This window comes from Sphaerisporangium viridialbum (genome assembly GCF_049674955.1).
Taxonomy (GTDB): Bacteria; Actinomycetota; Actinomycetes; order Streptosporangiales; family Streptosporangiaceae; genus Sphaerisporangium; species Sphaerisporangium viridialbum.
On sequence record NZ_CP187232.1, the window covers coordinates 8,890,740 to 8,909,952 of the forward strand.

The following is a 19,213-nucleotide window of genomic DNA, read 5'->3' on the forward strand; positions in this document are numbered from 1 at the left end:
TGTGCCCATCGTCCCACCCGCGCGAGAGCGCGGAGTCGACGGGTGCACGGCCCGGCGTCACGAACGCATGCGGGCGACCAGCCCGGTGTCGTAGTCGCCGCTGATGAACTCGGCGTTGTCCAGCAGCTCAGCGCAGAACGGCAGGTTGTTCTTGGGCCCTTCGACACGGAAGGCGGCCACGGCCTCGCGGGCCCTGGCCACCGCCTCCTCACGGTCGGCGCCGTGGACGCAGAGCTTCGCCATCAGCGGATCGTAGAACGGAGTGACCGTGTTTCCTGCGACATATCCGGAATCGAGACGAATGCCGGGGCCGGTCGGCTCCTCCCAGACCCCGATCTTGCCGGGCCCTGGGAAGAACCGCTTGGGGTCCTCGGCGTACACGCGGAACTCGATGGCGTGGCCGTTCGGCTCGACGGCGTGCCCCCGCGAGGCCACCGGGAACGTCACCGGCTCCCCCGCCGCGACGCGCAACTGCTGCTCGACCAGGTCGATGCCCGTGACCAGCTCGGTCACCGGGTGCTCCACCTGGAGCCGGGTGTTCATCTCCAGGAACACGAAGTCCTGCGCGTCGGCGTCCACGAGGCACTCCACGGTGCCCGCGCCCCGGTAGCCGACGGCCTCCCCCGCCCGCACGGCGGCGGCCAGCATGCGCTCGCGCAGCTCGGGGGTGATGCCCGGCGAAGGGGACTCCTCGACGACCTTCTGGTGGCGGCGCTGGACCGAGCAGTCGCGCTCGCCGAGCGCGACCACGGTGCCGTCCGCCAGCCCGAGGATCTGCACCTCGACATGGCGCGCCCGCTCGATGTAACGCTCCAGCAGGATCGCCGGCGCCGCGCCGCCGCCCCCGCCGAAGCGCTCGGCGGCCCGGGAGGCGGTCTCGAAGGCCTTGGTGAGCCCGGCCTCGTCATGGGCGACGCCCATGCCGATGCCGCCGCCACCCCCTGCCGTCTTGACCATGACGGGGTAGCCGATCTCGGCCGCCGAGGCCAGGGCCTGGGCCGGCCCGGTCACCGGCTCGCGGGTGCCCGCGGCCACCGGCACGCCGGCCCGCTCCATGAGGTTACGCGCGTTGATCTTGTCGCCCATGCGCTCGATCGCGTCGGGAGAGGGCCCGATCCACACCAGGCCCGCCTCCGTGACCGCCCGGGCGAAGGCGGCGCTCTCGGCCAGGAAGCCGTAGCCGGGGTGCACCGCCTGCGCGCCCGTCACCCGGCACGCCTCCATCACCTTGGCGATGTCGAGGTAGCTCTGGGCGGGGGCCGCCGGGCCGAGCAGGAAGGTCTCGTCCGCCTCCCGGACGAAGGGAAGATCGATGTCCGCCTCGGAGTGCACCACGATCGCCCGCAGGCCCATGGCCCTCACCGTGCGGACGATCCGCCGCGCGATCTCTCCACGATTGGCCACCAGAACGCTCTCGAACACCGGCCGCACTCCCTTCGACGGTTCACCACCTTATGGCCCGAGACTCCGCAGAACCCCTCGCGCGAAACCACCGTTCCCCCGTGTCCCGCCTGTGGGAACTCCACAACGGCGCGCGGGCGCGCAGGACGCTCATATGGATGGAACATCTGCCCTCGAAGGGCGGGCGGGAGTCTCAGAGACGGTGGAGAGGGGCCGGCCGGTCGACGACCCTGGCCATCGACTCCACCACCCTGGGGTCGTACTCGTCGCCGCCGTCGACGCGCAGCCGCTCCAGTGCCGCCGCCGCGCGGTCGCGGTCGGTGGACCCGCCGACCAGGTCGTCGTAGGCGTTGGCCGCCTTGATGATGCGGCTGGCGAGCGGCGGCAGGTCGGGCCCGTTGAAAGGGTCGCCCTGGCGGCGCACGATCTCGGCCACCCGGTCGAGCACGCCGGTCTTCTTGATGACCTCGGCCCCGAGCTCGGCGATGCTGCGGGCCTGCTCGGGATCGGTGAGCACGGTGGCGCCCCCGGGGATGGGGTCGCGCAGGGAGAGCTGGCCGATGTCGTGCATCAGCGCGGCGTACTCCAGCTCCAGCAGCTCGGGCTCGGCCATGCCGAGCTCCCTGCCGATCGCGAGCGACAGGCGGCTGACCCGGCGCGAGTGCCCCGGCTCGACGTACCCGCCGACCTCGGTCACCCGGGCGAGCGCCCGTACGGTCTGGAGGTAGGTGGCGCGGATGCCGGCGTACTTGCGGAAGGCGACCTGAGTGACCAGCAGCGGGGCCGCGAACACCACCAGGGCGGCGAGGTTCATGCTGTGCGAGGCGAGGGCCAGCAGGGTGCCAGAGGCGGCGACGGCGGCGCCGAGCGGCGCGGCCATGCGCAGCTCGTCGCGGATGGCCACGTGGAAGGCCGTGCGGACCTGCTCGGCCCTGAGCACGGCGGCGATGAGCACGTCGGCCGTCAGCATCGCCGTGATCAGCACGGCCATCACGCCGAGGACCACCCACCACGTGCCCGTGCCGTGGTCGGTGGTGGCGTACAGCGTCGGGGCCAGGGGCCGGTAGGCGAAGGCGAGCAACGCCCCTGAGAGCAGCCGCCGCGCGATCGCGTCGAGCTGCGGGGGCCTGCCGACCGCCAGATGGGGCAGCGCGCCGAGTGTCATGCCCGCCGCCATGACGGCCACCACCTGGAGCGCCGAATGCCGCGTCGGCACGCCTCCCACGTCGAGCAGCAGGGTGTACCCGAGCGCGGCGGCGGCCCCGATGGGCGCGACCTCCCTGTTGCCCGGCATCGTGAGCCTGGCGAGCTCGCCGGCGGCGACCAGCATGCCGAAGGCGACCGCGATCTCGGCGTCGAGAAGGCCCACCGCCGCCGTGTGCGCCACGCCGGCGACGGTCACCATGCCGGCGGCGCAGATGAGCAGGAGCTGGCCGGAGTCGAGCCCCTGCAGGGGCCGGGTCGCCGCGGTCACCGCTCGGACGCCACTTCGATCGGCATGGTCGGATCGTCGTGGTCCTTGGCGACGGTCTCGACGGTCTCGTCGTCGGGCACGGGCATCTTGCCGGGGGGGTCCCAGCCGCGCCGGTCGAGCGCCCTGATGAAGGCGCCGACCATGACGGGGTCGAACTGCGTGCCGGCGCCCTTGCGCAGCTCGGCCATGGCCTCGTCGAGGGACTTCGCCTTGCGGTAGGCGCGGTCCGAGGTCATGGAGTCGAAGGCGTCGGCCACCGCGATGATGCGGGCGAACTCGGGGATCTCGGCCCCGGCCAGGCCCATGGGGTAACCTCCGCCGTCCTGGCGCTCGTGGTGGTGCATGATGCCGGCGAAGGCCTCGTCCAGGAAGTCGATGCCCCGCACGATCTCGAGGCCGCGCATCGGGTGGAGCTGGATCGCGGCGTACTCCTCCTCGGTGAGACGGCCTTCCTTCTGCAGGACCTTGGTGGGGACGCCGAGCTTGCCGACGTCGTGGAGCATCCCGGCGTAGCCGATGGCCCGCATGCGCTCGGGGCCCATGCCGATCTCCTGGGCGATCATGGTCGACGCGCTGGAGACGCGGGTGCAGTGGCCCCTGGTGTAGTAGTCCTTGGTCTCCACCGCCTGGCACAGGGCGGCGATCGTCGCGTCGTACGACCGCTGCTGGGCGAGGTACTGGCCGAAGGCCCACCTGGCGATGAACAGCGGCAGTAGCACGAGCACCGCCGAGATCGACTGGACCGTGGCCCACAGCCCGGCGATCAGCAGGCCGAACGTGGCGTACCCGAGGTAGGAGACGAAGAACTGGGCGAGCCCGCGCAGCGGGACCTCGCCGGTGCGCAGCCGCCCGGCCAGCGAGAGCATGACCGCGAACAGCACGAAGTTGAGCGGCACGAACACCGCCGCCGCGCCCATGAAGGGACCGAGCATGTCGGTGAACCGGTCGGCGCCGGGCACGTCGTGGTGCCCCCCGAGCCGGTCGAAGACCCACCCGGCCGTGTAGCCGCAGATGGCGAACTGCGCGCCGTTGAACAGCCGCTTGTGCAGCGGCAGTCCTGGCCGCACGCTGAGGACGGCGGTCGCCCCGACCAGGGCCGCGCCCACGTCGCCCACCAGCACCACGGCCGCCAGGGCCGCGGAGAAGCTGACCGACATCGCCGCCTGCTCGACGTTGAGCAGGGTCGGGACCGACTCGCAGACCAGGAACAGCAGAGCGAGGACCAGCAGGGTCGGCCACTCGCGCTCGCCGAAGCCCCCCGGGGCGATGAGACCCCGCCCGATCAGTGCCGCGGCCACCCCGACGATCAGGATGAGGTAGACCTTCGCCGGCCAAGGTAGATCACGCAATGCCGCCGCCTCGGGCCGTCACGGGCATGCGCTCAGGTCCAGGAGATGCCCGAGGGCACTTCGACCGTGCCCCCCAGGAGAACCGCCAGAGCGAGCTGACCGAGTGCCCACCCAAGGCCGCCGATCGCCATGGCCGCCACCATGCGTGTGGCCATTGCCTTCACCATGCGCCGCCTCCCCATCGAGTCCGGCTTCAGGCTACAGAAAGCGAGGTGACCCGTACGGGAAGTCGAAGAATCGCATCCAAAGCGTAATCAAACCACTACCCGGAGCTAACGCGATCTCGCCCATTCGACGGTGGCCTTGAGGCCGTTCAGCAGCTCGGTGCGGGGGCGCCAGCCGAGGCCTTCGAGCGCCGGGGAGGGGTCGACCGCCATGGCCGGGAGGTCGCCGAGCCTGACCGGCTCCGAGCGCGGCTCGTCGGGCGCGCCGGCGGCGGTGGCCACCAGGGTGTGCAGCTCGCGGTCGGTGGTCCGCACGCCCGTACCGAGATTGAACCTGCGCCCGTCGCCCCGCCCCCCGCAGGCGCGCGCGAACCCGTCGACCACGTCGTCGACGAAGATGTAGTCGCGGGTCTGGGAGCCGTCGCCGTAGACGACGGTCGGCGTGCCGCGCAGCAGCGCGTCCGTGAAGATCGAGACGACCCCCGCCTCGCCCAGGGGCGACTGCCTCGGGCCGTAGACGTTCGACAGCACCAGCGTGGTGTACTCCAGGCCGTGCAGCGCGCGGTACATCGACAGGTAGATCTCGCCGCTCAGCTTGGAGGCCGCGTACGGCGAGCGCGCGTCGGGAACAGCGTCGCCCGGCACCGGGATCACGGCGGGGCGGCCGTACACCGCGACGGAGGAGGCGTAGACGACCTTCCTGGCCCCGGCCGTGCGGGCGGCCTCCAGCACGTTGACGGTGCCGCCGACGTTGAGCCGGGCGTCGAACACCGGGTCGGCCACGCTGGCGCGCACGCTGATCTGCGCGGCGAGGTGGCAGACGACCTCGGGCCTCCACTCGGTCATCAGACCGTTCAGCGCGGGCTCCCTGATGTCCAGCTCGTGGAGCTGGAACCTGGGGTTCCCCACCGCCGCGGCGAGGTTGGCGCGCTCGCCCGACGACAGGTCGTCCACCGCGGCGACCTCGTGCCCGTCGGCCAGCAGCCGGTCCACGAGGGTCGATCCGATGAACCCGGCGCCGCCGGTCACGAGTATCCGCATCCCGGCATACTAGGGGATCACCCCGTGGGTCACTCGGCCGCGAGCTGAGCCCGGACGGACTCTATGCGCCTGAGGACCTTCGACCGCAGATCCTCCGGCACGGTGTCGCATCCGCAATGCTTGGCGACGAGCTGTTTGACGACCGTCTCGAGGCCGTACTCCTCAAGGCAGGGCCCGCACTCGTCGAGATGCTGGCGTATGTCGGACCGCCTGTGCTCGTCAAGCTCGCCGTCGAGGAAGGTGTAGACCTTGTCCAGCACTTCCTTGCAGTCGGTGTCGTGCGGCTTGCCACAGCTCATGCCCAACACCTCGCCAGGGCGCCACATCCACGACCGCCTGTCGCCACCGATGATTGATCAATCTCGCCGCGCTCCGTCACGACGGCTCCTCCGATCGCACAAGCCCGCGTCCGCGTGCGTAGTCCTCGAGTTGGGTCCGCAGCTGACGCCGCCCCCGGTGCAGACGTGACATCACGGTCCCGATGGGGGTGCCCATGATGTCGGCGATCTCCTTGTACGGGAACCCCTCGACATCGGCCAGGTAGACCGCCATGCGGAAATCTTCGGGCAGCGCGGCGAGCGCGTCCTTGATGTCGCTGTCGGGCAGGTGCTCAAGCGCCTCGACCTCGGCGGACTTCAGACCGGCCGACGTGTGCGACTCCGCACGCGCGAGCTGCCAGTCTTCGATCTCCTCGGTGCCGGACTGCTTGGGCTCCCGCTGCTTCTTGCGGTAGCTGTTGATGAAGGTGTTGGTCAGGATGCGGTAGAGCCAGGCCTTGAGGTTGGTGCCTTCCTGGAACTGGTGGAAGGACCCGAAGGCCTTGGCGAAGGTGTCCTGGAGCAGGTCCTCCGCGTCCGCGGGGTTCCTGGTCATCCGGAGCGCGGCGGAGTAGAGCTGGTCGAGATACGGCATCGCGTCGCGCTCGAACCGCTCGCTGCGTTGCTCCAGAGTCTCCTCGGCTGTCTTGGAGACCGGACCCACCCCCTTATACGCGCCGTACACAGCCGAGAATACCGGCTTGAGCACGGCCGTCCGATCACCGACCTCGGCCATCAGCATGGGACGGAACCTCCTCGCGTGTTTACACGCGTCTGCAACACGCGAGGCATAGCATCTGTTCCCGGTAAGTAGAAGGTGACGAACGACCCGGTACGGGGAAAAAGATACGTACCGGCTGGTAGCGATTCCCCGGAGCCCCGACCGTCCAGGAGCCACTCGTGCTGCCCATCCCAGCCAACGAACTGAACGGCTCAGGCGCACTCGGGCCGTACTGGACCTTCTACCACGCAGTCGTGGCCGAGCAGCTGCGGCGATGGCTCCCCGAGCGGCCATGCCTGCTGCTCGATCTGTCCGGCGGGCGCGGGCGCTGGCCCGCCCAGGCGGCCGGCGCGGGGCACCACGTCATCGAGGTGGTCGACTTCCGGCGCGCGCCCGATCCCTGGCTACGTGACGCCTCCAACAGGATCCGCAGGGTGCGGGCCGACGATCTCGGCTTCCTGCCCGACGCCTCCATCGACGCGGTGATCGCCGAGGAGCGCGTGCTGTCGCTCGAACTCATGGCCGAGTCCACGATGGAGGACGTCGTCCGCGTCCTGAAGCCGGGCGGCCGCGTGCTCGCCTGCGTCGACTCCCTGGTGCTGGGCATGGCGATCATGGCAGAGCAGAACTACTGGGCTCACCTGTGCCAGACCGGCACCGGTGAGGTGATGCTCGTGCCGTGGCCCGACGGCAGCATCACCCGCTGCTTCACCAGCGCCCAGCTCCGAGAGCTGCTGACCGACGCGGGGCTGGAGGTCGAGTGGGTACGGCCGCGCACGGTGCTGTCGCCCTCGACCGTGGACCACGTGCTGGCCGCCGACACCCGGGCGCTCAACTGGCTCGTCCGCACGGAGCTGGACGCGCATCCGGACGACGACGACACGGTGGGCATCCACCTCGTGGCCAGCGCCCGCAGGCCCGGGTAGAACCCGCTACCGCGCCGGTCAACGGCGGCGTTCCCGCTCGGACTGGCATTGCACGCAGCGGGAGGCCTCGGGGCGTGCCGCCAGGCGGCCCTCGGGAACGGGCTTGCCGCAGTCCACGCAACTGCCGTAGACACCGGCGTCGATTCGCTTGAGGGCGTCGACCACCGCCGTACGCTGCCGCGTCGCCACGTCGATCATGGCACGCGCGCGGTCGGCGTCGGTGAGGTCGGATCCGGCGTCGGCCGCCGACCTGTCGCCCACGGCGACGGGATCGCCCCGCAACACCAGGATGGACCGGTCGAGTTCGGCCAGCATGCTCTCCAGTTGGGCCCGAGCGGTCGCGTCGTCCACGAATCCGCACCTCCGGGAAGAAGATCGGTACGGCCTCGGGCGGGATCCCCCGGAACTCCCGCCTGGCCCTGGGCTCTGGGCGGTGACTCTCAGCTGATGAGGCATCGCGCTTTTCTCACCGGATGCCCATTCGGCCGGGCTCTTACACCGATGTGACCCGGCCTTTTAACGCCGGCGGGGAGACTCAGAACAGGGCGGTCTCGGGGTCCTCGCGTTCGAGGAGGTGCGGGCCGTTGTTCCTGACGCTGTTGACCTCGCTCGACACCGGATAGGCGGCGAGCCCGCTCGGCCGGCCCGTGTCGAGCACGTCGAGCACCTTGGCGGGGTCGGTGCGCGCCGGGTCGAGCCAGTCGGCCCACCTGTCGCGCGCGACGATCACGGGCATGCGGTCGTGAATGTGCCCGAGGTCGTCCTCGGCCGTCGTGGTGATCACCGTGCAGGTGGTCAGCCACTTCAGCGGGTCGTCGTCCGCGCGGGTGGGGTCCTTCCAGAACTCGTACAGTCCGGCCATCGCCATCACCCCGCCGTCGGACGGGTGGATGAAGTACGGCTGCTTGGTCTTCTTGTCGGCTCTGTACCACTCGTAGTAGCCGTCGGCGGGCAGCAGGCACCGGCGCTGCGCGAAGGCCCTGCGGAACGCCGGCTTCTCCGCGAGCGTCTCGACCCTGGCGTTGATCATGCGGGAGCCGATGGAGGGGTCCTTGGCCCAGCTCGGCACCAGCCCCCACTTGAGCACGCGGAGCTGCCTGGCGGGCTCGGGCTCGGCGCCGTCCTCGTCCTTCGCCCCAGGGCGCGTGAGCACGGCGTAGACCTTCTTGGTCGGGGCGACGTTGTAGTCGGCGGGGAGCTCGTCGTCCGGCCCGTCCGGCCCGATCTGGAACTCCTCCAGCAACTCCTGGCGCTTCTTCGTCGAGGCGTATCTCCCGCACATGCCCATAGACTGCCGCACCGCCGCGATCCGCGCGGCCCATCGGCCCCAAGATTCCTCCGGCCGGGCCCGGGTTCCGATCACGAGCCGCGCGGGGTAGCGTGACCCCTTTCCGGGGGAGGCTCCCGGTAGGCTCGGAGCTATGTCAGCTCCCCTGTGGCCCGCGCCGGAGGCGACCGCGCCCGTCGACGCGACCGTACGGCTGCCCGGGTCCAAGTCGGTGACCAACCGTGCCCTCCTGCTCGCCGCGCTCGCCGAGGGTCCCGGCACGGTGCGGCGGGCGCTGCGCAGCCGCGACGCCGACCTGATGGTGGCGGCCCTGCGATCACTGGGGGCCGGGCTGACGCCCTTGGACGAGAGCGCCTCCGGCGTCGACTGGCACGTGGTGCCCGGCCCGGTCCGCGGGGGCGCGTCGATCGACGTGGGCCTCGCCGGCACGGTCATGCGGTTCGTCCCGCCGATGGCGGCGCTGGCCGACGGCGAGGTGGCCTTCGACGGCGACCCGCACGCCCGCACGCGGCCGATGGGCCCGATCCTCTCCGCGCTGCGCGACCTCGGCGCCGAGGTCAGGGGCGACGCGCTGCCGTTCACGATCCGTGGGCCGCTGTCCGGCGGCGAGGTCACGCTGGACGCCTCGGCGTCCTCCCAGCTCGTCTCGGGGCTGCTCCTGGCCGCCGCGCGCTTCGAGAAGGGTGTGACCGTGCGGCACAGCGGGCCGCCGGTGCCGTCCATGCCCCACATCGAGATGACCGTGCAGATGCTCCGCGCCGCCGGCGTGCGCGTGGACGACGGCGAGCCCGACGTGTGGCGGGTCGAGCCCGGCCCGATCGCCGCCCGCGATCTCACGGTCGAGCCCGACCTGTCCAACGCCGCACCGTTCCTGGCCGCGGCCCTCGTGACCGGGGGCACCGTCACGATCCCCGGCTGGCCGGAGGAGACCACCCAGGGCGGCGACGAGCTGCGCACGCTCCTGCCCCGCATGGGCGCGACGGTCACCCGCACCCCCGAGGGCCTCAGGGTCACCGGCGGCGGGCCCATCCAGGGTGTCGAGGCCGATCTGCACGACGTCGGCGAGCTGACGCCCACGATCGCCGCCCTGGCGGCGCTGGCGGTCTCACCGAGCACGCTGAGCGGCGTCGCGCACCTGCGGGGGCACGAGACCGACAGGCTCGCCGCGCTGGCCACCGAGATCAACCGGCTCGGCGGGGACGTCACCGAGACCGCCGACGGCCTGGTGATCAACCCCCGGCCGCTCCACGCGGGGGTGTTCCACAGCTACGCCGACCACCGGATGGCGACGGCCGGAGCGGTGATCGGCCTCGCCGTCCCCGGGGTCCAGGTGGAGGACATCGCGACCACCGCCAAGACCCTCCCCGAGTTCGCCCGCATGTGGGCGCTGATGCTGGAGGAAGGCAGCTGAGAAAGCGGGAGTACGACGAGGAGGACGTGCGGGTCAGGCCGGGCAAGGGGTCGCGGCCGAGGACCAGGCGCCGTCCCGCGCACGAGGACGCCGTCGCGGCGTTCGTCGTGGCGGTCGACCGCGGCCGCTACACCTGCCTCGTCGGCGGCGACGTGGCCGAGGCGCCCGGCGGGGCCGACGGCCGCAGGGCGAGGAAGCGCGGCGACGAGCCGCGCCCCGTGACCGCGATGAGGGCCCGCGAGCTCGGCCGCAAGGGCATCGTGGTCGGCGACCGCGTGAGCCTGGTCGGCGACACCTCCGGCAATCCCGACACGCTGGCGCGCATCGTCAGGATCGAACCGCGCACGTCCATGCTGCGGCGCAGCGCCGACGACACCGACGAGATGGAGCGGCCCATCGTGGCCAACGCCGACCAGCTCGTGATCGTCACGGCGCTGGCCGACCCGCCGCCGCGCCCGAGGATGATCGACCGCATGCTGGTCGCCGCCTTCGACGCCGACATCGAGCCGCTGCTCTGCCTCACCAAGGCCGACCTCGCGACCCCCGGCGAGCTCGTCGCCCGCTACGAGCCGCTCGGCGTGCCGTACATCGTGGTGCGGAAGGGCGGAGAGCTCGAAGAGGTGCGGTCCCGGCTGAAGGACCGGCTGAGCGTCCTCGTCGGCCACTCGGGTGTCGGCAAGTCCACGCTGGTCAACGCCCTGGTGCCGGACGCCGGGCGGGCGGTGTCCCACGTGAACGCCGTGACGGGGCGCGGGCGTCACACCTCCAGCTCGGCCGTCGCGCTCGAGCTGCCGGGCGGCGGCTGGATCATCGACACTCCGGGGGTGCGCAGCTTCGGTCTCGGGCATGTCGTCATCGACAACGTGCTGGCCGCCTTCCCCGCCCTCGCCGAGGGCGCCGTCCACTGCCCGAAGGGCTGCAGTCACCGGGGCGAGGAATGCTCGCTCGACGAGTGGGTGGCACAGGGGCACGCAGACCCGATGAGCCTCGCGTCCCTCCGCCGCCTCCTCGCCAGCCGCGACGGCGAGCCGGACGACGACTGAGGCGCCTTGCCGCCGGTCGCGGCGACGGCCCGGGTGCCGCTTGTCCGCGGTTCACGGCGGCGGCCCGGGGGCCGCTTGCCCGCGGTTCGCGGCGGCGGCCGGGGGTGCCGCGCGGGGAAAGATCCGGCTCTGCTGAAACCGGCGCCGGCACGGTAGCGTTTGTCCCTGTGACCGGCTATAGCGACGACCTGCGCCTGGCGCACATGATGGCCGACAGCGCCGACGATCTGACCATGCGCCGGTTCAAGGCCGTTGACCTGCGGGTCGACACCAAGCCTGATCTGACGCCCGTGAGCGACGCCGACCGTGCGGTCGAGGAGGCCATCCGCGGCACCCTGCGGCGTGCCCGGCCCCGCGACGCGGTCGTGGGCGAGGAGATGGGCAAGACCAGCGGGTACGGCTCGCGCTGCTGGATCGTGGACCCGATCGACGGCACCAAGAACTACGTGCGCGGCGTCCCGGTCTGGGCCACGCTGATCGCGCTCATGGAGCACGGGCGCGTCGTGGTCGGCGTGGTCTCGGCTCCCGCGCTGTCGCGCCGCTGGTGGGCGGCCCGCGACGGCGGCGCGTGGACCGGGCGGAGCCTGACCAAGGCCACCCGCTGCAACGTCTCGTCGGTGAGCCGCCTGCAGGACGCGTCGTTCTCGTACTCCAGCCTCGGCGGCTGGGAGGAGCGGGGGCGCCTCGGCGAGTTCCTCGACCTCACCAGGACCGTCTGGCGCACCCGTGCGTACGGCGACTTCTGGTCGCACATGATGGTCGCCGAGGGCGCGGTCGACATCTCGGCGGAGCCCGAGCTGTCGGCGTGGGACATGGCCGCCCTCACCGTGATCGTCGAGGAGGCGGGCGGCATCTGGACCGACCTGTCCGGGTCGACCGACGTCGACGGCGGCAGCATGGTCTGCGCCAACCCTCTGCTGCACGGCGAGGTGCTCAAGCGCCTCGGCGACTGAGCGCCCCGCGAAGACGGTGAAGGCCCGGCCCCTGTTCGAGGACCGGGCCCGTTGACCGCCTCAGCGCTCGTTCAGCGCTCCTCAGGCGGCCGGGAGATCACCCTGTCGTCGAGGTAGCAACTGCAGTTACCGCATCCTGGAAGCACGCCGATCCTCCTCGCCGTAGTGCCATCGACGCTACGGCACATCCGCGCGCATGTGACTGTCCGTAAGGGAACAGTCGCGTTCACCCAGGAAGGTCGCCCCGAACGGCGAGGTGCTCGGCGAGGTGCTCGGCGGCGGCCTCGACCATGCGCAGGACGTCGAGGAAGCCGTCGATGCCGCCGTAGTAGGGGTCGGGCACCTCGGCCCCCTCGGGCGCGGCCGGGTCGAAGGAGCGGAACAGCCGCACCTCGGCACCCCGGGGAGCCAGACGACGCAGTTCCCTGAGGTTGTCGCGGTCCATGGCCAGCACCAGCTCGCGGTCGCCGAACCAGCCCTTGTCGAACTGCCTGGCCCGGTGGAGCGACCCGTCGTACCCGTGGCGGGACAGGGTGTCGAGCGCGCGCTCGTCCATGGGCATCCCCGCGTGCCACCCGCCGGTGCCCGCGCTGTCGACGACGACCTGGCCGGCCAGCCCGTGGTCCGAGAGGACCCGCCGCAGCACCACCTCCGCCATCGGGGAGCGGCAGATGTTTCCCATGCACACCAGGCAGACGCGCGTCATGTCTCCCATGATTCCGCAAAGCGGCTTGGAACGTTCACGGCCAGAGTGACCCGGCCCGTTCATTCCTCGTTCACCTTTAACCGGGGTTTAAGTCACCTTGACTCCCTAGCGTCCTAACCGTTGAGAGAACAACGTGGGAGGACAACAACCGTGAAGTATGCAGGCCGGCTTGCCGCGGCCGCTATCGCCGGCGTGCTTTCGCTCGCCGCGTGCGGCACCGACGACAACAACGGCGGCACCGACACCGCGTCAGCCCCCGCCTCCGCGGGTAGCGCTGGCAGCGATGGCCTCAGCGGCACGATCAACGCGGCCGGCTCCTCTGCCCAGGCCAACGCGATCGCCGAGTGGAAGAAGTCGTTCCAGGGCGCCAACCCGGGTGTCAGCATCAACTACCAGCCCAGCGGCTCCGGAGCGGGTGTCCAGTCGTTCATCCAGGGCACCATCGCCTTCGCCGGTTCCGACTCGGCGCTCAAGGAAGACAAGGGCGAGCCCGCTCAGGCCGACGCGCGCTGCAAGACCGGCAAGGCGATCAACCTTCCCATGGTGATCGGCCCGGTCGCGGTCGTCTACAACCTCCCGGGTGTGGACAGCCTGCAGCTCTCGCCGCAGACCATCGGCGACATCTTCAACAGCAAGATCACCAAGTGGGACGACGCGGCGATCAAGAAGGACAACCCTGACGCCAAGCTGCCCTCGACCCCGATCCAGGCGTTCCACCGCTCGGACGAGTCGGGTACCAGCGACAACTTCACCAAGTTCCTGAAGACCACCGCCGGCTGGCCGTACGAGCCCGCCAAGGCGTTCCCCGCCGAGGCCAAGGGCCAGGGCGCCAAGGGTTCCGACGGCATCGCGCAGGCCGTCAAGGGCGCCGAAGGTGCGATCAGCTACGTCGAGCTCTCCTTCGCGGAGAACTCCGGCCTCACCAAGGCCAAGGTCGCCAACGGCTCGGGCGAGTTCGTCGAGCTGACCCCGGAGAGCGCCGCCAAGACGGTCGAGGCCGCCGAGGTCCAGGGCACCGGCAACGACCTGAAGCTGTCGATCGACTACGCCACCAAGGCCGCGGGCGCATACCCGATCGTCCTGGTGACCTACGAGATCACCTGTGAGAAGGGGCTCTCCGCCGAGGACTCCAAGCTGGTCAAGTCCTTCCTCACCTACACGGCGAGCGATGAGGGTCAGACCGCGCTGACCGGTCTCGGCTACGCGCCGCTCCCGGCCACCCTGGTCGCCAAGGTCCGTACGGCCGTCGAGGCGATCTCCTAACTCGATGGCCACGCCACTTCGTACACGCGAGGGCGGGCCGGCCATTGGCCGGTCCGCCTTCCGGCGCAGCCGCGGTGAGGGGCCCTTCCGGTTCGCGACGACCGGCGCCGGAATCCTGCTGCTAGCGATCATGGCGGCGATCGCGGTCTTCCTCATCGTGAAGGCCGTCCCCGCCCTCCAGGCCAACACCTCTCACTTCCTCACCGAGAAGGTCTGGACCCCGAACAACACGCCGCCGGTCTTCGGCATCGCGGCGCTGGCGTTCGGCACCGTGATCAGCTCCTTCCTGGCCCTGATCATGGCGTTGCCGGTGGCGATCGGGGTGGCGCTGTTCATCTCGCACTACGCGCCGCGCCGCCTCGCCGGGATCCTCGGCTACATCATCGACCTGCTGGCGGCCGTGCCCAGCGTCGTCTACGGCCTGTGGGGCGTGATCTTCCTCATCCCGTTCATGAAGGGCCCGTCCACCTTCCTGAACACCTACTTCGGGTGGATCCCGCTGTTCGCCGGCGACGCGGTGTACGGCAAGTCGATCCTGACCGGCTCGATCGTGCTCGCGATCATGATCCTGCCGATCATCGCCGCGATCTCCCGCGAGGTGTTCCTCCAGGCGCCCAGGATGCTCGAAGAGGCGTCCCTGGCCCTCGGCGCCACGCAGTGGGAGATGATCAGGATGTCGGTGCTCCCGTTCGGGCGTCCCGGCATTATCAGCGCCGCCATGCTCGGCCTCGGGCGCGCGATGGGCGAGACGATCGCGGTCGCGCTCATCTTCCCCGCGACCTTCACGATCACCTTCCAGGTGCTGTCCGCCAACGGCAACAGCATCGCCGCGAACATCGCCAACGGGTTCGGCGAGGCCACACCCATCGGGCAGGGCGCGCTGATCGCCTCCGGCCTCGTGCTGTTCGTGATCACCCTGCTCGTGAACACCGCCGCCCGGCTGATCATCGCCCGCCGCAAGGAGTACTCGAGGGCCGCCGCATGACCATGTCGCCCAGTGTCATCACCCCGGTCGCCTTCAACCGGCGGCTGAAGAACCGCATCGTCCAGGGCCTGGTGTGGCTGGCCTTCGCGATCGCGGTGGTCCCGCTGGTGTCGGTGCTCTGGCTGGTGATCAAGAACGGCGCCGCCCGCTTCGACGCCGAGTTCCTGACGCACTCCATGCGCAACATCGGCGCGCGCGACGCCGGAGGCGGCGCCTACCACGCCATCCTCGGCACGCTGGAGCAGGTCGGCGTGGCCACGCTGATCTCGGTGCCGGTCGGCCTGCTCACCGCGATCTACCTCGTGGAGTACGGCGAGGGCCGGCGACTGGCCCGCTCGATCAGCTTTTTCGTGGACGTGATGACCGGCATCCCCTCGGTGGTGGCCGGTCTTTTCATCTTGGCGTTCTGGGTGCTCGTGCTCGGCCTCGGCTACTCCGGCTTCGCCGGCGCGCTGGCCCTGTCGATCCTGATGATGCCCACCGTGGTGCGCTCCGCCGAGGAGATGCTGCGCCTCGTCCCGAACGAGCTCCGCGAGGCGTCGTACGCGCTCGGCGTCCCCAAGTGGAAGACGATCGCGCGCATCGTGGTTCCCACCGCCCTCACAGGCATCGTCACCGGCGTCATGCTGGCCATCGCCCGTGTCGCGGGCGAGACGGCCCCGCTGCTGCTCACGGTGTTCGTCACCGACTCCATCAACCCGGACCCGTTCAAGGGACCGCAGATGGGCCTCCCGCTGTACGTCTTCGACCAGGCACAGCGGCCGAACGTCACCGCGGTCGACCGGGCGTGGGCCGGAGCGCTCACCCTGATCGTCATCGTCATGCTGCTCAACCTGGTGGCACGCCTCATCACGTGGTGGCGTTCGCCCGCCAAGGGCCGATAAGGGGTTATCGACAATGGCCAAGCAGATCGAGGTCGCCGACCTCGACGCGTACTACGGATCGCACAAGGCGATCGAAGGCATCACGATGACGATCGAGCCTCGCTCGGTCACGGCCTTCATCGGGCCGTCCGGATGTGGCAAGTCGACGTTCCTGCGGACGCTCAACCGCATGCACGAGGTCATTCCGGGCGCCCGCGTCGAAGGCAAGATCATGCTGGAGGACCAGGACCTTTACGGCTCGGACGTCGACCCCGTCTCGGTGCGGCGCACGGTCGGCATGGTCTTCCAGCGGCCTAACCCGTTCCCGACGATGTCGATCTTCGACAACGTCGCCGCGGGGCTGCGTCTCAACGGCCGGGTCTCCAAGTCCGAGACCGAGGGCGTCGTCGAGACCTCCCTGAAGGACGCCAACCTCTGGAACGAGGTCAAGGACCGGCTGAACAAGCCGGGCGCCGGCCTCTCCGGCGGGCAGCAGCAGCGCCTGTGCATCGCGCGCGCCATCGCCGTCAACCCGGCCGTCCTGCTCATGGACGAGCCCTGCTCGGCGCTGGACCCGATCTCGACGCTGGCCATCGAGGACCTCATCGCCAAGCTGAAGAACGACTACACGATCGTGATCGTGACGCACAACATGCAGCAGGCCGCGCGGGTCAGCGACAGGACGGCCTTCTTCAACCTGGCCGGCCAGGGCCAGCCGGGCAAGCTCGTCGAGATGGACGAGACCTCGAAGATCTTCACCAACCCGACTCAGAAGGCAACCGAGGACTACATCACCGGACGCTTCGGATGATCGGTTTCTGATCAGCACCTCGAATGGCCGGTATGTCGGGTTTTTTTAGGAGATGGTGTGACCCAGCCGCAGACGGCTCCTGAAGTGGACGGGGACACTCGACCGGCGCCCATGCTGCTGGTAGCCGATCCCGACGCCGGCATGGTCAGGGAACTGGCCGCGGCGCTGGAGCGCGAGGGCGTCCTCGTGGCCGGAGTCGCCGACGGGGCTCAGGCCCTGATCCAGGCCGGCGCGCTACGGCCGGACGTGGTGCTCGTCAGCGCGTCCCTGCCCGTCATAGGGCCGGTGGAGTTCGTCCGCGCCGTACGGCTGGCGCGGGCCGTACCGGTCCTGCTCGGCGTGGGCGAGGGGCACGCCGAGCAGGCCATACAGGCGCTCGCGGCCGGGGCCACGGCCTGCGTGGCGAGGCCGTACCGCGTGCCCGAGCTGCTGCCGCTCGTGCAGGCGGCGTTCCCCGGGGACGCGATGGGGCGCGGCGTGCTCACCGTGGGAGGCGTCGAGCTCGACGCCGGCGCCTACCAGGTGCGCGTCGGTGGGATGCCGGTGCACCTGCCGCTGCGCGAGTTCGAGCTGCTGCACTACCTGATGCGCCACGCCGACCGCACGGTGACACGGGACCAGATCATGCGCCATGTCTGGCACGCGGCCGAGAGCATGTCGACGAACACCATCGCGGTGCACGTCAAGCGCCTGCGCGCGCGCCTCGGTGACGACGATGACCAGTTGATACAGACCGTGCGCGGGGTCGGCTACCGGCTGGTCACCCCGGCCTGACCCGCGGCGGGGCCGTTCTGACCGCTTCGGCTCGCCCGGCCCCGCGAGGGACGTTCTGACCGCTTCGGCTCGCCCCGCGAGCGGTCAGACCGCGCTCTTCACCACCGCGCCGTCGGTGACGATGCGGGCGATCACCTCGTCGTCGCAGGTGGCCCAGAAGTCGCCGACGACATCCTCCAGATGGTCGAACGACTCCGCCCTGAACAGCACGTCCTGGTACTGCGTGATGTCGTAGGTGGTCGTGCCCATCACGGCCAGGTCGAGCGGGAGGATGTCCATGCCGCGGAACTCCTCGACCTCACCGTAGGACGACAGGATGCCCGCCCCGTACGCGCGGTCCGCGCCGTTCTCCGCGAGCACGCCGAACTCCATCGTGAACCAGAACACCTTGGAGATGAACTCCAGCGCCTCGCTGGTCTCCACCCGGCGGGCGGCGGCGCCCGCGAGCCGGTACAGCCGGGCGAACCGGTCGGACGCCAGCGCGTTGGCGTGCCCGATCACCTCGTGGATCACGTCGGGCTCCGGGGTGTAGAACGGCACCGAGTGATGGCGGATGTACTGGGTCGAGTAGAACAGACCGTCCTCCAGCACGCCGTAGAAGTCACGGAGCGGCACGAGCCCGGCCGCCGGAAGGTAGCGGAACCCGGTCAGCGGTTCGAGGAGGTCACCGACCTCCTGGAGCTGCGGGATCCGGTCGGCGGGGAGGCCGAGGCGCTCGCAGCCCCTCAGGTACTCCCCCGCCGCGTACTCGCGGTGCTTGGCCGCGAGCTCCCGGGTCACCAGCGCCCACACCTGGTGCTCCTGCTCGGTGTAGGCGGCCCGGGGGATGGGCCGGCCGGGGGTGTGGTTCAGGGCAAGGGCGGCGATGGCGTTGCGGCGCTCGCGATATACGGGGTCTGCGACTCCGGGGTGGTTCGCGGCCAACTCGACGACCACGGAACCGTCGTCCCTGGTCGCCACGGGGGCGAAGTACTGGGCTTCCTCGAACATGACAGAAGTACAGCGATTTGCACTTTTAATGGCAAGAGCGACCAGCTTTCGTGGTCACATCATCTAGGGGTCGGCCCCCAGGACGGCTAGGCGCTGGTCATTCCGCACAGTCCGCAGGCTTGGTACGGCCTCCGGCTCTCCACGTGCCCGGACAACCCCACCCGACCCCTACCGGCCACCCCCGTACACCCACATGTCCCGTACGCCGGGGGCCGGTGCACCCGTAGTCTCTGGCCATGCCTACGGCTCACGGCTCCGTCGACCCCTTGGACAGCCGGCTCCTGGTCACCATGCGGGCGCATCCGCGCATCGGCCTGACCGAGCTGGCACGACTGCTCGGCGTCGCCCGGGGCACCGTGCAGGCCCGTGTGGAGAAGCTCGTCGCACGCGGCGTCATCGGCGACTTCGGGCCGACCATCGTGCCGGCCGAGATGGGCTACCCCATCCTCGCGTTCGTGTCCCTGCAGATCTCGCAGGGCAGGCTGGCCGAGGCCGTACAGGCGCTCAGGTCCGTCCCGGAGATCATCGAGGTGTACGGCACCAGCGGCCAGGCCGACCTGCTCTGCCGGGTGGTCGCCAGGAGCACCGCGCACCTTCAGGAGATCATCGCCACGGTTCTGGCGTCACCGGCCGTCCAGCGCACCGACACGACCATCGCGCTGTCGACCCAGGTGCCCTACCGCGTCGAGCCGCTGCTGCACGCCGCGTCGGACCCTGAACAGCCCTGAGCGCC

General features: G+C 70.5%; 21 protein-coding genes. 10 read left to right on the top strand and 11 right to left on the bottom strand.

Annotation, left to right across the window (positions count from 1 at the left end; genetic code table 11):
- Window positions 1-57: 57 nt before the first annotated feature.
- The 7 genes from ACOZ38_RS39990 to ACOZ38_RS40020 form a co-directional block, all read right to left on the bottom strand.
- Window positions 58-1,422, bottom strand: coding sequence for an acetyl-CoA carboxylase biotin carboxylase subunit (locus ACOZ38_RS39990; RefSeq protein WP_424536107.1), 1,365 nt, complete (start codon window positions 1,420-1,422; stop codon window positions 58-60).
- Between the two features lie 172 nt (window positions 1,423-1,594).
- Window positions 1,595-2,875, bottom strand: coding sequence for an HD-GYP domain-containing protein (locus tag ACOZ38_RS39995; RefSeq protein WP_424536108.1), 1,281 nt, complete (start codon window positions 2,873-2,875; stop codon window positions 1,595-1,597).
- The gene (locus ACOZ38_RS40000; protein ID WP_405141446.1) at window positions 2,872-4,224 is read right to left on the bottom strand and encodes an HD-GYP domain-containing protein; all 1,353 of its coding nucleotides are present in this window, start codon (window positions 4,222-4,224) and stop codon (window positions 2,872-2,874) included. Before ACOZ38_RS40000 ends, ACOZ38_RS39995 begins: the two co-directional genes overlap by 4 nt.
- Window positions 4,225-4,256: 32 nt before the next feature.
- The gene (locus ACOZ38_RS40005) at window positions 4,257-4,379 is read right to left on the bottom strand and encodes a hypothetical protein (RefSeq protein ID WP_405141447.1); all 123 of its coding nucleotides are present in this window, start codon (window positions 4,377-4,379) and stop codon (window positions 4,257-4,259) included.
- A 117-nt stretch (window positions 4,380-4,496) separates the two neighbouring features.
- A complete protein-coding gene (locus ACOZ38_RS40010) occupies window positions 4,497-5,429 on the bottom strand; it encodes an NAD-dependent epimerase/dehydratase family protein (RefSeq protein ID WP_405141448.1) in 933 nt (310 codons plus the stop codon).
- Window positions 5,430-5,458: 29 nt separating this feature from the next.
- A complete protein-coding gene (gene rsrA, locus ACOZ38_RS40015; RefSeq protein WP_405141450.1) occupies window positions 5,459-5,728 on the bottom strand; it encodes a mycothiol system anti-sigma-R factor in 270 nt (89 codons plus the stop codon).
- Between the two features lie 76 nt (window positions 5,729-5,804).
- Window positions 5,805-6,410, bottom strand: coding sequence for a sigma-70 family RNA polymerase sigma factor (locus ACOZ38_RS40020; protein ID WP_392839169.1), 606 nt, complete (start codon window positions 6,408-6,410; stop codon window positions 5,805-5,807).
- Between the two features lie 236 nt (window positions 6,411-6,646).
- Here ACOZ38_RS40020 and ACOZ38_RS40025 point away from each other — a divergent pair, with 236 nt between their 5' ends.
- Window positions 6,647-7,393, top strand: a complete 747-nt coding sequence (locus tag ACOZ38_RS40025) for a methyltransferase domain-containing protein (RefSeq protein WP_424536109.1) — start codon at window positions 6,647-6,649, stop codon at window positions 7,391-7,393.
- Between the two features lie 18 nt (window positions 7,394-7,411).
- Here the strand turns inward: ACOZ38_RS40025 and ACOZ38_RS40030 are convergent, their stop codons facing one another.
- Both ACOZ38_RS40030 and ACOZ38_RS40035 read right to left on the bottom strand, forming a co-directional pair.
- Entirely contained in the window at window positions 7,412-7,744 is a 333-nt protein-coding gene (locus ACOZ38_RS40030) for a TraR/DksA family transcriptional regulator (RefSeq protein ID WP_424536110.1), read from the bottom strand.
- Window positions 7,745-7,928: 184 nt separating this feature from the next.
- Window positions 7,929-8,675, bottom strand: a complete 747-nt coding sequence (locus ACOZ38_RS40035; protein WP_424536111.1) for an SOS response-associated peptidase — start codon at window positions 8,673-8,675, stop codon at window positions 7,929-7,931.
- Between the two features lie 139 nt (window positions 8,676-8,814).
- On the opposite strand from ACOZ38_RS40035, the gene aroA reads away from it, so the two are divergent.
- The 3 genes from aroA to hisN all read left to right on the top strand — a co-directional run bounded on the left by aroA (window position 8,815) and on the right by hisN (window position 12,088).
- Complete coding sequence (gene aroA / locus ACOZ38_RS40040) at window positions 8,815-10,092, top strand: 3-phosphoshikimate 1-carboxyvinyltransferase (protein WP_424536112.1); 1,278 nt, start codon at window positions 8,815-8,817, stop codon at window positions 10,090-10,092.
- A 26-nt stretch (window positions 10,093-10,118) separates the two neighbouring features.
- Window positions 10,119-11,135 carry a ribosome small subunit-dependent GTPase A gene (rsgA, locus tag ACOZ38_RS40045; protein WP_424536113.1) on the top strand — a complete coding sequence of 339 codons (1,017 nt, stop codon included), beginning with the start codon at window positions 10,119-10,121 and terminating at the stop codon, window positions 11,133-11,135.
- A gap of 167 nt (window positions 11,136-11,302) precedes the next feature.
- Window positions 11,303-12,088, top strand: a complete 786-nt coding sequence (gene hisN / locus ACOZ38_RS40050) for a histidinol-phosphatase (RefSeq protein WP_405141460.1) — start codon at window positions 11,303-11,305, stop codon at window positions 12,086-12,088.
- Window positions 12,089-12,314: 226 nt separating this feature from the next.
- On the opposite strand, the gene ACOZ38_RS40055 is transcribed toward hisN, so the two are convergent.
- Window positions 12,315-12,794, bottom strand: coding sequence for a low molecular weight protein-tyrosine-phosphatase (locus ACOZ38_RS40055; RefSeq protein ID WP_424536114.1), 480 nt, complete (start codon window positions 12,792-12,794; stop codon window positions 12,315-12,317).
- 150 nt (window positions 12,795-12,944) lie between these two features.
- Between ACOZ38_RS40055 and pstS the strand changes: the two genes are divergently transcribed.
- From pstS to ACOZ38_RS40080, 5 genes are read left to right on the top strand one after another with little or no spacing between them, the layout of a single operon-like run.
- Window positions 12,945-14,057, top strand: a complete 1,113-nt coding sequence (gene pstS, locus ACOZ38_RS40060; protein WP_424536115.1) for a phosphate ABC transporter substrate-binding protein PstS — start codon at window positions 12,945-12,947, stop codon at window positions 14,055-14,057.
- A gap of 4 nt (window positions 14,058-14,061) precedes the next feature.
- Window positions 14,062-15,042 (top strand): phosphate ABC transporter permease subunit PstC, encoded by a 981-nt coding sequence (gene pstC, locus ACOZ38_RS40065; protein WP_405141463.1) that lies wholly within the window; start codon window positions 14,062-14,064, stop codon window positions 15,040-15,042.
- The gene (pstA, locus tag ACOZ38_RS40070) at window positions 15,039-15,926 is read left to right on the top strand and encodes a phosphate ABC transporter permease PstA (protein WP_405141464.1); all 888 of its coding nucleotides are present in this window, start codon (window positions 15,039-15,041) and stop codon (window positions 15,924-15,926) included. The genes pstC and pstA overlap by 4 nt, the downstream gene beginning before the upstream one ends.
- A 13-nt stretch (window positions 15,927-15,939) precedes the next feature.
- Window positions 15,940-16,716, top strand: a complete 777-nt coding sequence (gene pstB, locus ACOZ38_RS40075; RefSeq protein ID WP_424536116.1) for a phosphate ABC transporter ATP-binding protein PstB — start codon at window positions 15,940-15,942, stop codon at window positions 16,714-16,716.
- A gap of 57 nt (window positions 16,717-16,773) precedes the next feature.
- Window positions 16,774-17,490, top strand: a complete 717-nt coding sequence (locus tag ACOZ38_RS40080) for a response regulator transcription factor (RefSeq protein ID WP_405141466.1) — start codon at window positions 16,774-16,776, stop codon at window positions 17,488-17,490.
- An 84-nt stretch (window positions 17,491-17,574) separates the two neighbouring features.
- Here ACOZ38_RS40080 and ACOZ38_RS40085 read toward each other — a convergent pair whose 3' ends face one another.
- Entirely contained in the window at window positions 17,575-18,480 is a 906-nt protein-coding gene (locus ACOZ38_RS40085; RefSeq protein ID WP_424536117.1) for a phenylalanine 4-monooxygenase, read from the bottom strand.
- A gap of 236 nt (window positions 18,481-18,716) precedes the next feature.
- On the opposite strand from ACOZ38_RS40085, the gene ACOZ38_RS40090 reads away from it, so the two are divergent.
- Complete coding sequence (locus ACOZ38_RS40090; protein WP_405141468.1) at window positions 18,717-19,208, top strand: Lrp/AsnC family transcriptional regulator; 492 nt, start codon at window positions 18,717-18,719, stop codon at window positions 19,206-19,208.
- Window positions 19,209-19,213 lie beyond the last annotated feature (5 nt).